Source organism: Planosporangium mesophilum (genome assembly GCF_016863255.1).
Taxonomy (GTDB): domain Bacteria; phylum Actinomycetota; class Actinomycetes; order Mycobacteriales; family Micromonosporaceae; genus Planosporangium; species Planosporangium mesophilum.
This window is the reverse complement of record NZ_BOON01000002.1, coordinates 120,285-135,004: the sequence shown is the minus strand read 5'-3', so window position 1 is coordinate 135,004 and position 14,720 is coordinate 120,285. Positions and strand designations below refer to the sequence as shown.

The 14,720-nt window shown below is 72.2% G+C and carries 11 protein-coding genes; all 11 read left to right on the top strand.

What is annotated here, in order from left to right; all coding sequences use genetic code 11:
- Positions 1 to 42 precede the first annotated feature (42 nt).
- Positions 43 to 1,317 (top strand): signal recognition particle-docking protein FtsY, encoded by a 1,275-nt coding sequence (gene ftsY / locus Pme01_RS01360; RefSeq protein ID WP_168113056.1) that lies wholly within the window; start codon positions 43 to 45, stop codon positions 1,315 to 1,317.
- A 48-nt stretch (positions 1,318 to 1,365) separates the two neighbouring features.
- The gene (locus Pme01_RS01355) at positions 1,366 to 2,193 is read left to right on the top strand and encodes an aminoglycoside phosphotransferase family protein (protein WP_240947577.1); all 828 of its coding nucleotides are present in this window, start codon (positions 1,366 to 1,368) and stop codon (positions 2,191 to 2,193) included.
- 100 nt (positions 2,194 to 2,293) lie between these two features.
- On the top strand, positions 2,294 to 2,980 hold the full coding sequence (locus Pme01_RS01350; RefSeq protein ID WP_168113057.1) for a J domain-containing protein: 687 nt from the start codon (positions 2,294 to 2,296) through the stop codon (positions 2,978 to 2,980).
- Between the two features lie 281 nt (positions 2,981 to 3,261).
- A complete protein-coding gene (locus Pme01_RS01345; protein ID WP_205863732.1) occupies positions 3,262 to 4,581 on the top strand; it encodes an ammonium transporter in 1,320 nt (439 codons plus the stop codon).
- A gap of 24 nt (positions 4,582 to 4,605) precedes the next feature.
- The gene (locus tag Pme01_RS01340; protein ID WP_203935373.1) at positions 4,606 to 4,944 is read left to right on the top strand and encodes a P-II family nitrogen regulator; all 339 of its coding nucleotides are present in this window, start codon (positions 4,606 to 4,608) and stop codon (positions 4,942 to 4,944) included.
- A gap of 37 nt (positions 4,945 to 4,981) precedes the next feature.
- Positions 4,982 to 7,288, top strand: a complete 2,307-nt coding sequence (locus Pme01_RS01335; protein WP_168113060.1) for a [protein-PII] uridylyltransferase — start codon at positions 4,982 to 4,984, stop codon at positions 7,286 to 7,288.
- Between the two features lie 118 nt (positions 7,289 to 7,406).
- Positions 7,407 to 8,948 carry a signal recognition particle protein gene (gene ffh / locus Pme01_RS01330; protein WP_168113061.1) on the top strand — a complete coding sequence of 514 codons (1,542 nt, stop codon included), beginning with the start codon at positions 7,407 to 7,409 and terminating at the stop codon, positions 8,946 to 8,948.
- A 299-nt stretch (positions 8,949 to 9,247) separates the two neighbouring features.
- Positions 9,248 to 11,368 carry a transglycosylase domain-containing protein gene (locus Pme01_RS01325; RefSeq protein ID WP_168113062.1) on the top strand — a complete coding sequence of 707 codons (2,121 nt, stop codon included), beginning with the start codon at positions 9,248 to 9,250 and terminating at the stop codon, positions 11,366 to 11,368.
- A 100-nt stretch (positions 11,369 to 11,468) separates the two neighbouring features.
- Positions 11,469 to 12,548 carry an amidohydrolase family protein gene (locus Pme01_RS01320; protein WP_168113063.1) on the top strand — a complete coding sequence of 360 codons (1,080 nt, stop codon included), beginning with the start codon at positions 11,469 to 11,471 and terminating at the stop codon, positions 12,546 to 12,548.
- A 58-nt stretch (positions 12,549 to 12,606) separates the two neighbouring features.
- Positions 12,607 to 14,013 (top strand): proline--tRNA ligase, encoded by a 1,407-nt coding sequence (gene proS / locus Pme01_RS01315; RefSeq protein WP_168113064.1) that lies wholly within the window; start codon positions 12,607 to 12,609, stop codon positions 14,011 to 14,013.
- Positions 14,013 to 14,672 (top strand): DUF402 domain-containing protein, encoded by a 660-nt coding sequence (locus tag Pme01_RS01310; protein ID WP_168113065.1) that lies wholly within the window; start codon positions 14,013 to 14,015, stop codon positions 14,670 to 14,672. Before proS ends, Pme01_RS01310 begins: the two co-directional genes overlap by 1 nt.
- The last annotated feature ends 48 nt before the right edge of the window (positions 14,673 to 14,720 follow it).

The following is a 14,720-nucleotide window of genomic DNA, read 5'->3' as shown; positions in this document are numbered from 1 at the left end:
CCCGACGGGCCCGACCACGGCGCGTCTGCCAGGATTTTGGGAATGGACACGTACGTAGCCATCGGTCTGGTCCTGTTCGTCCTGCTGCTCGCGGGGGCCGCCGCCCTGCTCGCGCCCCTGCGCCGGAGGCGGCCCGGGCCGCCTCCGGCCCCGCAGCGACCCGAGGCGGGGGCGCCCACGATCGAGGCTCCACCGGTACGGAAGCCGCCGGTCGAGAAGGCACCGCCAACCGGGAAGGCGCCGCCGGTCGAGCGGGTGCCGGTGCAGAAGGCACCACCGGCGGCTCCTCCGGCGCCGCCGGTCGAGAAGGCCCCGCCCGCGCCTCCCACGCCACCGACGGCTCCTCCGGTGGAGGAGGCGCCGCCCGCGCCCGCGGTCGAGACCCCCGCGCCGACCGCCGGCCGCCTGGTCCGCCTGCGCTCGCGGCTGTCCCGTTCCCAGAACGCCCTCGGCAAGGGCCTGCTGGCCATCCTGTCGCGGGACCGGCTCGACGACGACGCCTGGGACGAGGTCGAGGAGACCCTGATCGGTGCCGACGTCGGTGTCCAGGCCACCACCGAGATCGTCGAGCGGCTGCGCGAGCGCGCCCGGGTCCTCGGTACGTCCTCGCCCGCCGAGCTGCGCAAGCTGGTGGCCGACGAGCTGACGGCCGCGCTCGGCCCGGACATGGACCGCACCCTGAAGGCCACCCCGCACGACGGCCGGCCCGCCGTGGTGCTCGTCGTCGGCGTCAACGGCGCCGGCAAGACCACCACCTGCGGAAAGATCGCCCGGGTACTGATCGCGGACGGCCACTCGGTGCTGCTCGGCGCCGCCGACACGTTCCGCGCCGCCGCCGCCGACCAGCTCGCCACCTGGGCCGGTCGGGTCGGCGCCGAGGTCGTACGCGGTCCCGAGGGCGGCGACCCGGCCGCGGTCGCGTTCGACACCGTCAAGCGCGGTACCGAGACCGGCGTGGACAGCGTCCTGATCGACACCGCCGGCCGGCTGCAGAACAAGGTCGGCCTGATGGACGAGTTGGCCAAGGTCAAGCGGGTGATCGAGCGGCACGGGCCGGTCGACGAGACGCTGCTGATCCTGGACGCCACGACCGGGCAGAACGGACTGGAGCAGGCACGGGTGTTCACCGAGGTGGTCGACGTGACCGGGGTGGCGTTGACGAAGCTGGACGGTACGGCCAAGGGTGGCATCGTGATTGCCGTACAGCGCAAGCTCGGCATCCCCGTCAAGCTGGTCGGGCTGGGAGAAGGGCCGGACGATCTGGCACCCTTCGAGCCGGCGCAGTTTGTCGACGCGCTGCTGGGGGCAGAGGCGTAGATGCTCCGCGCGCACCGGCGTGGACGTGTGCGCCGTTCCGTCCGAACAATGGCCGCTACGCGAAGAATGCCGGAGGAGTCGCCGACCGTGACATCACAGGAGATCCCGCTTCTGGGCGGGAACACCTCGACGGTCGTGCGTGTCGGCGCCACCGTGCGCCGCAACGTCGGGCCCTGGACGCCCTCGGTACACGCCCTCCTGCGGCACCTGGAGTACGTCGGCTTCACCGGCGCCCCGCGCGCCCTCGGCTTCGACGAGCGCGGCCGTGAGGTGCTGTCGTACCTCGAGGGGGAGTGCGGGGAGTACCCGCTCGCCCCGCACTGGGTCACCGACGAGGCTCTGGTCACCGTCGCGACGATGCTGCGGATGTTCCACGACGCGCAGTACGGGTTCCGCCCGGCCCCGGGCGCCGTGTGGCGCTCGTTCGGGCCGCCGCCGCCGGACACCGAGGTGATCTGCCACCACGACGCCGCGCCGCACAACGTCATCTGGCGGCCGGACGGCACCCTCGCCCTGATCGACTTCGACCTCTCCTCGCCGGGGTCGCGGATCTACGACGTCGCGTACGCCGTGTGGACCTGGGTGCCGCTCTTCTCCGACCGCGACTCGTACACCCTGGGCTGGAAGCGGCCGGACCGGCCGCGGCGGCTGCGGCTGTTCGCCGACGCGTACGGGCTGACCCTGCGCGACCGGCAGCGACTGGTACGCACGATCCGCAAGCGGATCGTCGACCACATCGAGGGCATCCGGCGGATGGCGGCCGCCGGCGAGCCGGCGTTCGTGCGCATCGTGCACAAGGGCCACCTACGCCGACCAGTACGCGACCTGCGGCTGCTGGACTACGAACGGCACGCGTGGGAGTACGCCCTGCGCTGATACGCGCCCAGTTCGACCCGGCCGGTGTGCCGTGGCGGACGGCTGAGATAGGGTGCCGCCGTCAATGGATGCGGCGTCCACGGGAGGGAGGCCGGCACTCGTGAGCCAACCCTCGTTCGGCGAACTCGACGGGCATGACCCGTACGAGATCCTCCAACTGCCGTGGGGCGCCTCCGACGACGAGGTCCGCACCGCCCGCAAGCGGCTGCTGCGCCGGTACCACCCGGATCTGCCGAACGGCGACCTGCGCCGGACCCAGTTGATCACCGCGGCCGCCGACCTCCTGCTGGACGCGCCGCGCCGGATCGGCTACTACGACCTGCGCGACGAGGAGTCCAGGCGGATCGTCTTCGCGCGGGCCGACGCCGGTCAAGCGGCCGCGCGGGCCGAGGCCGAGCAGCCGGCCGCACCGTCGGCGGCCGGCCAGTGGGCCGACGCCGGGCCGGTGACCGCGCCGGCCGAGGAGTCGCCGGGCGCGACCGTCGGCCCGGGGCGGCCGATCCGCCCGACCTTCATCACCCCACGCCCGCGCCGGCGGGGCCGGTCGCCGTCGGCCGGGCGGGGGTACCGGGCGGCTCCGCCGCCGTACCCCACGGAGCAGCCGCGGTACCGGCCGGCGCCGCCGCCGTACCCGACCGCTCCCGCTCAGCCCTCGCCCGGGCCCGACGTCGCCCCGGCTCCGACCCCCGCGGCCGCCTCCCGGTGGAACACGGCCGCCGTCGCCTCCGTGGTCGCGATCGTCGCCTGTCTCGTCCTCGTCCTCGTGATCTCCGCGCTCTGGGAGTGAACCGTGACAGCTGGCGGTGTCCACGGGGCCGCCAGGTGTCCACGGTTCACGAGGGTGCAGCTTTCTTCACACGTTGGAAACAGACGGTCACGCGGTCGAAACCGGAGAACGTCGATCCTCGAAACAGCGGTTCGCGATTCTTTCCCGCATCCGGTAGCCGGTGGGCAGAGCCGCCCAGGTCACCCGGGAGACAGGAACACGAACCGAGAGGAGGCCGCGTGCCGCCGATAAACTACGGCGACACCGCCTGGGTGCTCGCTTCGAGCGCGCTGGTACTGCTCATGACGCCGGGCCTGGCCCTGTTCTACGGCGGCATGGGGCGGAGCAAGAGCGTGCTCAATATGCTCATGATGAACTTCGCGACCATCGCGGTGGTCAGCGTGCTGTGGGTGGCGTACGGCTACAGTCTCGCCTTCACCACGGACAACTTCCACGGATTGATCGGCGGCTCCGACGCGTACGGCCTGCGGGGCACGTTCGAGGCGCTGACCGGCGCCGAGGGCGACAAGATCCCGGTCCTCGCGTTCTCGTCGTTCCAGCTCATGTTCGCGATCATCACGCCGGCGCTGATCAGCGGCGCGGTCGCGGACCGGATCAAGTTCCGGTCGTGGCTGATCTTCGTGGCGGTGTGGACGACCGTCGTCTACTTCCCCGTCGCCCACTGGGTGTTCTTCTTCGACGCCGGCAACGGCGGCTGGATCGCAGACGGCCTCAAGGCGTTCGACTTCGCCGGCGGTACCGCGGTGCACGTCAACGCCGGTGCCGCGGGGCTGGCGCTCGCGCTCGTCCTCGGCAAGCGGGTCGGCTGGCCGAAGGAGAAGTTCAAGCCCCACAACCTGCCGATGGTGCTGCTCGGCGCGGGCCTGCTGTGGTTCGGCTGGTTCGGCTTCAACGCCGGGTCGGCGCTCGCCGCCAACGGCCTCGCCGCCATCGCTTTCGTCAACACGCAGGTGGCGACCGGTGCCGCGCTGCTCGGCTGGATCATCGTGGAGTGGCTGCGCGACGGCAAGCCGACCACACTCGGCGGGGCCTCGGGCGCGGTGGCCGGCCTGGTCGCCATCACCCCGGCGTGCGCCACGATCGAGCCGCTCGGCGCGATCGCGCTCGGCCTGATCGCCGGCGCGGTGTGTGCCCTGGCCGTGGGGCTCAAGTACCGGTTCGGCTTCGACGACGCCCTGGACGTGGTGGGGGTCCACCTGGTCGGCGGTGCGACCGGCGCCCTGCTGATCGGCCTGCTCGCGGCCCCGTTCATCCCCGGTACCGGTGGCGTGGCGGGCCTGCTCTACGGGGGCGGGTTCGCGCAGCTGGGCCGGCAGGCGCTCGCGGTCGTGGCGGTCGGCGTGTACTCCTTCGTCATGGCGTACCTGATCGCATGGGTGATCAAGAAGACCGTGGGGATCCGGGTCAGCGCCGAGGACGAGGTCGAGGGCCTGGACACCGCGGAGCACGCGGAGAGCGCGTACGACTTCGCGCCGACCAGCGGCTCGGGCGGCGCCTTCGCCCTGGCGGGGGTGGGCGCGACGAAGCCGGGCCCGGACGAGGTCGGTCCGGGGCCTGACAAACCCAAGACGGAGCAGGTCACCGAGAAGGTCGCCGGTTAACGTGCGGTGATGGAGGGATTAGGCATGAAACTGGTGACCGCGGTGATCAAGCCGCACCAGCTCGACGGCGTCAAGGAGGCGCTGCACGCGCTCGGCGTGGCCGGGCTGACCGTGAGCGAGGTGCAGGGGTACGGGCGCCAGAAGGGGCACACCGAGGTGTACCGGGGCGCGGAGTACACGGTCGACTTCCTGCCGAAGATCCGCGTCGAGGTGCTCACCGACGAGATCGACGTCGACAAGATCGTGGACGCGATCGTGACGGCGGCCCGTACCGGGAAGATCGGGGACGGCAAGGTGTGGGTCACCCCGGTCGAGGACGTGGTCCGGGTCCGTACCGGCGAGCGCGGCCTGGACGCCCTGTAGGCGGCGTGGAAGCCCTGCAACGGAGATCGGGAAGGCGATGACGATGATGCCGGCGGGCACCGTGGAGGTGCCCGCCGGCGTCGGCGCCGCCGCCCGCGCCGCCCGCGCCGACGCGCTCGACGCCTGGCTCGCCACGCTGCTGCCGGACGCCGACAACCCGGACGCCGGCACGCTGGCGCTGGTGGCCGTCGGCGGCCTCGCCCGTCGGGAGTGCGCGCCGCACGGCGATCTCGACCTCGTCCTGCTCCATGGCGGCGGCGCCGGGATCGACGGGGTCGCCGAGAAGTTGTGGTACCCGATCTGGGACGCGAAGCTGTCGCTGGACCACTCGGTACGCACGGTCGACGAGGCGGTCGAGGTCGCCGGTACCGATGTCAAGGCCGCGCTGGGCCTGCTGGACGCGCGGCTGATCGCCGGTGACGATCGGCTGGTCGCGCGGCTGCGTGAGCGGGTCACGGCGCATTGGCGGCGCGATGCGGCGCGCGCACTGCCGCGACTGCGGGAGCTGTCCGAGCGGCGCTGGGCGGCCCACGGCGAGCTGGCGTTCCTGCTGGAGGGCGACGTCAAGGAGGCCCGCGGTGGGCTGCGGGACGTCGGGGTGCTGCGCGGCATCGGGTACGCCGGGGTGGCGGACGCGACCCGGCCGGCGGTCCGGGCGGCGCAGCGGTGGCTGCTCGACGTCCGCGACGCGCTGCACACCGTGACCGGTCGGCAGATGGACCGGATGCTCGCCCAGGAGCGGGCCGAGGTCGCCCGCCTGCTCGACCTCGGCGGCCCCGACGACGTGCTCCGGCGGGTGACCGACGCGGCCCGCACCATCGCGTACGCCGCCGACGACGCCTGGCGGGCCGTGGACGGCTGGCGGCGGAGCGGGCACACCCGGCGGGGTGGCGCCACCCGCTGGGGCGGCTCCACCCCGTGGAGCGGATCGACCCGGTGGTCCACCGCCGCCCCGCGCAGTCCGATCGCCCGCGACGTCGTCGAGCAGAACGGTGAGGCGGTGCTCGCCCGGGCGGCGATCACGCCCCGGCCCGACCCGAGCCTGGCCCTGCGGGTGGCCGCCGCGGCCGCCCGGGCCCGGCTGCCGGTGGCCCGGCCCACCCTCGAATGGCTGGCGGAGTTCTCCACGCCGCTGCCGACCCCTTGGCCGGCGCCGGCCCGCGACGCCCTGCTGACGCTGCTGGGCGCCGGCGACCCGCTGGTGCCGACCTGGGAGGCGTGTGACCGGTACGGGCTGGTCACGGCCTGGCTGCCGGAGTGGGCGCGGGTACGCAGCCTGCCCCAGCACAACCCGGTCCACCGGTTCACGGTCGACCGGCATCTGGTCGAGACCGCCCGGATGGCCGCCTCGTACGCCCGCGAGGTGTCCCGGCCGGACCTGCTGATGCTGTCCGCGCTGCTGCACGACGTCGGGAAGGGGCTGCCCGGCGACCACAGCGTGGTGGGTGCGTCCGTGGCCGCCGCGGCCGCCACCCGCATCGGGCTGGCCCCGGCCGACGCGGCGGTGGTCGAACGGGTGGTACGGCTGCACCTGCTGCTGCCCGACACCGCGACCCGGCGCGATCTGGCGGACCCGGTGACCGTACGGGCGGTGGCCGGCGCGGTGGGCGACCTGGACACGCTCTCCCTGCTGTACGCGCTGGTCCGGGCGGACGCCGCCGCCACCGGCCCGACCGCCTGGTCGGCGTGGAAGGGGCGGCTCGTCGCGGAGCTGGTCGACCGGGCCGCGCACGCGCTGGACACGGGCCGGGTACCCGGGCTGCCCGTCACCGCCGCGCCGGTCGCGATCGGCCCGCTCCCGTCGGTACGGGTCGGGCGGGACCGGGTCGCGGTGACCGCGACCGACAGCGCCGGGCTGCTGGCGGCGGTGGCCGGGTGCCTGTCGCTGCACCGACTGGACGTGGTCGCCGCCGACGTCGCCACCGGAGCGGGTGTTGCCCGGGTGGTCTGTGCGGTGCAGCCGCGCTACGGCGGCGCGCCGGACGTGGAGGCGCTCGCCGCGGACCTGCGCCGGGCCGCGACCGGCGAGCTGGACGTGGCGGCACGGCTCGCGGCGCGGGAGCGGTCGGCCCGCCGGCCGGCGGGCGCCGCCGATCCCCGCGTCGTCTGGCAGCCGGCCACCGGCGCGGCCGTCCTCGAACTGCGCGCCGCGGACTCGCCGGGCCTGCTGCACCGGGTCGCGAGCGCGCTCGCCGGGGCGGGTGCGCGGGTACGCTCGGCGCGGATCTCGACCCTTGGTGGCGACGTCGTGGACGCGTTCTACCTGGTCGGTCGGTGGGACGATGCGGCGTCGCGGTCGGCGGTCGAGGCCGCCGTGCTCCGGGCCGTCGCACCGCCGCGGTGACGCGACGACACGGCCCCGTGCGGGCGACCACTCGGTAGGGCGCTCCGGCCCTATACCCTTGCCTCGGAGCGGTTGCTCCAGTACCAGCGATAAATCCGACATTCAGGGATGTAGCGCCGTGTTTGACACGCTTAGCGATCGGCTCTCCGGGATCTTCTCCAAGCTGCGAAGCAAGGGGCGGCTCACCGACGCCGACATCGACGCCACCGCGCGCGAGATCCGCCTCGCGCTGCTGGAGGCCGACGTTGCGCTGCCCGTGGTCAAGGCGTTCATCGCCCGGCTGAAGGAGCGGGCCCGCGGCGTCGAGGTCTCTCAGGCCCTCAACCCGGCGCAGCAGGTCATCAAGATCGTGCACGAGGAGCTGGTACAGGTCCTCGGTGGCGAGAGTCGCCGGCTCCAGTTCGCCAAGCAGCCGCCGAGCGTGATCATGCTGGCGGGTCTGCAGGGCTCGGGTAAGACGACCCTGGCCGGCAAGCTCGCCCGCCACCTCAAGGCGCAGGGGCACCAGCCGATGCTCGTCGCCGCCGACCTCCAGCGCCCCAACGCCGTCAACCAGCTTCAGGTACTGGGCGGCAGGGCGGGCGTCGAGGTCTTCGCCCCGGAGCCCGGCAACGGCGTGGGCGACCCGGTGGCGGTGGCCCGGGACGCGATCGAGCACGCCCGGCGCCACATGCGCGACATCGTGATCGTCGACACGGCCGGCCGGCTCGGTATCGACACCGAGATGATGGCGCAGGCCGCCGCGATCCGCGACGCGGTCAACCCGGACGAGGTCCTGTTCGTCATCGACGCGATGGTCGGTCAGGACGCGGTCGCCACCGCCGAGGCGTTCCGCGACGGTGTCGGCATCAGCGGCGTGGTGCTCTCCAAGCTCGACGGCGACGCCCGCGGCGGTGCGGCGCTCTCGGTGCGCCACGTGACCGGTCAGCCGATCCTGTTCGCCTCCACCGGTGAGAAGTTGGAGGACTTCGACGCCTTCCACCCCGACCGGATGGCGTCCCGCATCCTCGGCATGGGCGACGTGCTCACCCTCATCGAGCAGGCCGAGCTGGCGTTCGAGGACGAGCAGAAGGAGCGGATGACCGCCAAGCTGATGGGCGGTCAGCAGTTCACGCTCGAGGACTTCCTGGAGCAGATCATCGCGGTACGCCGGATGGGGCCGATCGCCAACATCCTGTCGATGATGCCCGGCATGGGGCAGATGAAAGACCAGCTCGCCGAGGTGGACGACAAGCACTTCGACCGCATCACCGCGATCATCCGCTCCATGACCCCCGGTGAGCGGGAGAACCCGAAGGTCATCAACGGGTCGCGGCGGCTGCGCATCGCCAACGGCTCCGGCGTGACCGTCATGGAGGTCAACCAGCTGCTGAATCGCTTCACCGAGGCGCAGAAGATGATGAAGCAGATGGGCGGCATGATGGGCCTGCCCGGGGGTCGGCGCAAGGCGACCAAGTCGCCCAAGAACAAGCGCAAGGGCACCAAGGGCGGCGGCCGCCCCCGCGGCGGCATGCCGGCCGGGCTGCCGGGTGGCTTCCCCGGGATGCCGGCGCTTCCGCCGGGACTGGACCCGAACGCCCTGGATCCGAACGCCGGGGGAGCCGACGGCTTCAAGCCCCCGAAGCTCGACTTCTCCAAGTTCACCAAGCGCGACAAGTAGTCATACCTGACGTTCTCCGGGCCCGCGGCGCGTCGTCGCTGCGGGCCCGGACCCTTCCCATGATCACGGAGACTCTTCCGTACCAGAACGCGGAAAGTCACCGCGATCATGGGAAGGGCGGGTACCGGGCGCGCCGGAATCGGCCGGGTACGCGATAATCATCGGCAGCGTTGGCTGTCACTGTGACGCAGACAACAGCTTCGATGTGAGCCGTAACGCGGCACGGCGGGTACGGCGTCTAGTGAGCGGGGCGCCCAATCACGGGCGACCGCAGGGTTGTGCCTATTTGGGGGCGGTGCATGCGCGAGCGCACGCTGAGGAAGATGCTGACGCTGCTCGGGTGCGGGGTGATCGCGGGCTTGGTCGTGGCGGCGGCGGCGCTTCCGGCCGCCGCGATGACCGGCGCACTGACGACGGCCGGTGTCGACGCGTTCGACAACCTTCCCAGCGACTTCACGTCGGTGCCCTCCCCGCAGAGCTCGTTCGTCTACGCGGCCGACGGCAAGACGCTGCTGGCGATGCTCTACGACGAGAACCGCCGCGACGTGCCGCTCTCCGAGGTGGCCCCGGTGATGCAGCAGGCCATCGTGGCCTCTGAGGACACCCGCTTCTTCCAGCACAACGGGGTGGACCTCAAGGGCGTGGCGCGGGCGCTGGTGGCCAACAACGGGGGCGAAAGCCAGGGTGCCTCCACCCTGACCATGCAGTACGTGCGCCAGAGCGCGATCTACTCGGCGAAGAGCCCCGAGGACGTCGTCGCGGCGAGCGAGAAGACCAAGACCCGCAAGATCCGCGAGATGAAGCTCGCCATGGCGCTGGAGGAGAAGCTCACCAAGCAGCAGATCCTCGAGCGCTACCTGAACATCGCGCCGTTCGGGCACGGTGCCTGGGGCATCTACGCGGCCAGCCACGTGTACTTCGGCAAGGACCCCAAGGACCTCACGCTGCCGGAGGCGGCGCTGCTCGCCGGGCTGGTGCAGGCGCCGTCGGAGTACGACCCGGCCGACGCGGCCCACCCGGAGAAGCGGGAGGCCGCCCTCAAGCGGCGCGAGCACGTGTTCGCCCAGATGGTCAGGGCCCGCAACGTCACGCCCCAGCAGGCCGACGAGGCGCGCAAGACGCCGCTGAAGATCACCGACCAGCGGCCGTCGCAGGGCTGCGTCTCGGTGCCGTACCCCGCCCTCGGCGCCGGCTTCTTCTGCGACTACCTGTACCGGTGGTGGCTGGAGGAGCCCGCCTTCGGCGCGGACGCGTTCGAGCGGGAGAACCGGCTGCGCAGCGGCGGGTACACGATCATCAGCTCTCTCGACATGGGCATCCAGCAGGCGATGAAGCGCAACGTCGACGAGAAGATCAAGAACACCGACCGGCGGGCGCTGATGCTCACCGCCGTCGAGCCGGGTACGGGCCGGGTGCTGGCGATGGCCACCAACCGCAACTTCAGCCTCGACGTCAGTGGCAACGCGCCCAACCCCGACAAGGCGAAGCAGGGGCCGGGCACCTTCCCGAACACCACCAACCCGCTCGTGTCCGGTGGCGGCGAGGTCCACGGCTACCAGGCGGGTTCGACGTTCAAGATGTTCACCATGCTCGCCGCGCTGGAAAAGGGCATGCCGCTCAACACCTCGATCGACGCCCCGGCGACCTACAAGTCGAAGTACATCACCGATTCGACCAACTGCCCCGGCACCCACAACTGGTGCCCGAGCAACGCCAGCAAGAGCGAGCAGGGCCGGTTCGACATGTGGACCGGCTTCGGCAAGTCGGTGAACACGTTCTTCGTGCCGCTGGAGGAGCGGGCCGGCGCGGACCGTGCGGTGGACGTGGCGACCCGCCTGGGCATCAAGTTCCGCGCCGAGAACGACCAGAAGATGGCGACCCAGGGCGCGGACCAGTGGGGCGCGTTCACCCTGGGCGTCTCGGCCACCACCCCGGTCGATCTCGCCGGGGCGTACGCGACCCTCGCCAACGACGGCGTGCACTGCCGGCCCACCCCGGTCGTGGAGATCCGCGACTCCAAGGGCAAGAAGATCGACGCCGGCAAGCCCCAGTGTGCCAAGGCGATCGACCCCGACGTCGCGCGCGCCGGGATCGACGCCGCCCGCTGCCCCGTCGGTGACAGGGGCGGCCTGGGGCAGTGCCGCGGGGCGTCGACCGCGTCCGGCGTCTCCGCGACCGTCGGCAAGCCGGTGTTCGGCAAGACCGGTACGACCGACACCAACGAGTCGGCGACGCTGGTCGCGTCGACCCGCCAGATCACGATCGCGGGCATGGAGGCGGACCCGGACTGGCCCGCCGATCCGAGCGCCGACCACAACCACGTGGACGCCTCGGTAGCCGAGACACTGCGCGACGCGATGGCAGGGCGCCCCGCCGAGGACTTCCCGACGCCGAGTCGACGCATCGCCTTCGGCAAATGAGCAGATGCCGCGCCTTCGGCAAATGAGCAGATGCCGCGCCTTCGGCACGTGAGCCGGCGCCTCGCCGCCGGCACATGACCCGACCGGTAGGTTGTGGCGCATGACGCTGCATGTGCGGGGCGTGGTGCTGCCCGACGACGAGGTACGCGATCTCTGGCTGATCGGCGACCGGGTGACGCTGCGGCCGGTACCCGGGGCCGAGACCATCGTCGACGGTGGCTTCGTACTGCCGGGGCTGGTCGACGCGCACTGCCACATCGGGATCGCGCGGGGCGGCAGCCCGATCGGCGGGCTCGACGAGGCGCGGGCGCTGGCCGCCATCGACCGCGACGCCGGCGTGCTCGCCATCCGGGACGCCGGTTCGCCGTACCCGTACCCGCAACTCGACGACGACCCGCAGGTGCCGCGCCTGGCCCGGGCCGGGCGTCACGTCGCCCCGCCGCGCCGCTACCTGCGCGACATCGGGGTGGAGGTCACCGCCGACCAGCTGCCCGGTGAGGCGGCGCGGCAGGCGGCGGCCGGCAACGGCTGGGTGAAGCTCGTCGGCGACTGGATCGACCGGGACACCGGCGACCTCGCGCCCGCCTGGGACCCGGCCGACATGGCGGCAGCGATCAAGTCGGCGCACGAGGTCGGCGCCCGGGTGGCGGTACACACGTTCGCCGAGGAGTCGGTGGCCGCGCTGGTACGCGCCGGGGTGGACTCCGTGGAGCACGGCACCGGCCTGGCCGACGACGACATCGCCGAGATGGCGCGGCGGGGGACCGCCCTGGTGCCGACGATGATCAACATTGAGACGTTCGGGAAGATCGCGGCCCAGGCGGACGGCAAGTTCCCGGAGTACGCCCGGCACATGCGCGCGCTGGGCGACCGGTTCCCGGACGTGGTGGCGGCCGCCCACGAGGCCGGCGTGCCGATCTACGTGGGCACCGACGCGGGCGGCGGTATCAACCACGGTCTGGCCGTACAGGAGATGCTGCGGCTGCACGAGCGGGCCGGGATGTCCGCGCTCGACGTGCTGCGGGCCGGGTCGTGGGGCGCGCGGGAGTGGCTGGGCTTTCCCGGCCTGGTCGAGGGTGGCCTGGCCGATCTGGTCGTCTACGACACCGACCCGCGACGCGACCTGCGGGTACTCGCGGCACCCCGGCGGATCGTGCTGCGCGGCCGGGTCGTCGTCTGACGGCTTCCCCCGAGGTCGGCGGGCGGCCGGAGGGGGCGAGCGCCTAGGATGACCGGTCATGGCGCGTGTGCTCACACCGAGGGCAGAAGACTTCCCCCGCTGGTACCAGGACGTGATCGCAAAGGCCGAGCTGGCCGACAACGGTCCGGTCCGCGGCACCATGGTCATCCGCCCGGCGGGGTATGCGATCTGGGAGCGCATGCAGTCCGACATGGACAACCGGATCAAGGCGGCCGGCGCGCAGAACGCGTACTTCCCGCTGTTCATCCCGGAGAGCTACCTGCGCCGGGAGGCCGAGCACGTCGAGGGCTTCTCCCCGGAGTTGGCCGTTGTCACGCACGCCGGCGGCAAGCAGCTCGCCGAGCCGGTCGTGGTGCGGCCGACCTCGGAGACCGTGATCGGCGAGTTCATGGCCAAGTGGATCAGCAGCTACCGTGACCTTCCGCTGCTGCTCAACCAGTGGGCCAACGTCGTGCGCTGGGAACTGCGGCCGCGGATCTTCCTGCGTACCAGTGAGTTCCTCTGGCAGGAGGGCCACACCGCGCACAGCAGCTACGACGACGCCCGCGCCTACGCGCGGGACATCCTGCACAACGTGTACGAGGACTTCATGCGCCAGATGCTGGCGATCCCGGTCATCGTCGGGCTCAAGACCGCCCGGGAGCGCTTCGCCGGGGCGACCAGCACGTACACGCTCGAAGGCATGATGGGTGACGCCAAGGCCCTGCAGTTGGGCACCAGCCACGAGCTGGGGCAGAACTTCGCGAAGGCGTTCGACATCGTGTACTCCTCGGCCGAGGGCCGCTCCGAGCACGCCTGGACGACGTCGTGGGGCGTCTCCACCCGGATGCTCGGCGGCCTGATCATGTGCCACGGCGACGACAACGGCCTGCGGGTGCCGCCGCGGATCGCGCCGGTGCAGGCGCACATCATGATCGTCAAGGAGGGCGACGGCGTGGCCGCGGAGGCCGCCAAGCTGCGCGACGCGCTGCGCGGCGCCGGTATCCGGGTCGGCTTCGACGACCGGACCGACACCCCGTTCGGGCGGCGGGCGGTCGACGCCGAGCTCAAGGGGTACCCGGTGCGGATCGAGGTGGGGCCGCGCGACCTCGCCGCCGGCAACGTGGTCATCGTCCGGCGCGTCGCCGGTACCAAGACGCCCACGCCGATCGCCGACGCGGTGTCGGCCGTGACCGCCGCGCTCGAGGAGGATCAGCAGGCGCTGTACGACGAGGCCCTGGCCCGCCGGCAGTCGCTGACCGTCGACGTGTCCGATGTGGACGCTGCGATCGAGGCGGCCACCACGGGCTGGGCGCGGGTGCCCTGGTCGGCCGTTGGCGCCGAGGGCGAGGCGAAGGCCAACGCCGTGGGCGTCACCGTACGCTGCCTGACCCGCGCCGACGGGTCGGTACCCGGTTCGGAGGACGAACCCGACCTCGTCGCCTACCTGGCCCGCGCGTACTGATGCGCTTCGCGCCCGGCCGGGTGATCGTCCACCGGCACTTCCAGCGGGACCGGCTGGCCTGGGTCCGCGTCATGCGCGTGGTCAGCGACGACGAGCGTGGCCTGGTGCTCTGGATCGCGCCCGGCAGTCCGGTGCTCTACCTGCGTCACGAGGACGGCCGCACCATCAGGTCGATGCCGTTCATCGAATGGGTGGCGAAGGAGCGACGGCTCGCAGCCGGCACCTGGGAGGGCACCGGCATCCTGAAGTTGATCCCACCGGGCGCCTCGCACTCGGTGTGGTGGTTCTGGGGCGACGACGGGTTCAACGGCTGGTACGTCAACCTCGAGGAGCCGGGCGTGCGCTGGGACGACGGCGACGTCGCGGGCGTGGACATCGTCGACCAGGACCTCGACATCTGGGTCGAGCCGGACCGGTCGTGGCTGTGGAAGGACGAGCACGAGCTGGCAGAGCGGCTGCGGTCCCCGGACCACTACTGGGTGGCCGACGCCGATGCGGTCCGGGCCGAGGGGGAGCGGGTGATCCCGCTCATCGAGGCCGGTCGCTTCCCGTTCGACGGTACGTGGTGCGACTTCGAGCCGGACGCGGAGTGGCTCACGCCAGCGACGCTGCCCGCGGGCTGGGATCGGCCGCGCGCGTACGGTATGTCGGGAATCTGATAACGGGTCATTGCTGGGTCGCCCCATCCGTCTAGGGTGCCGGAAGGT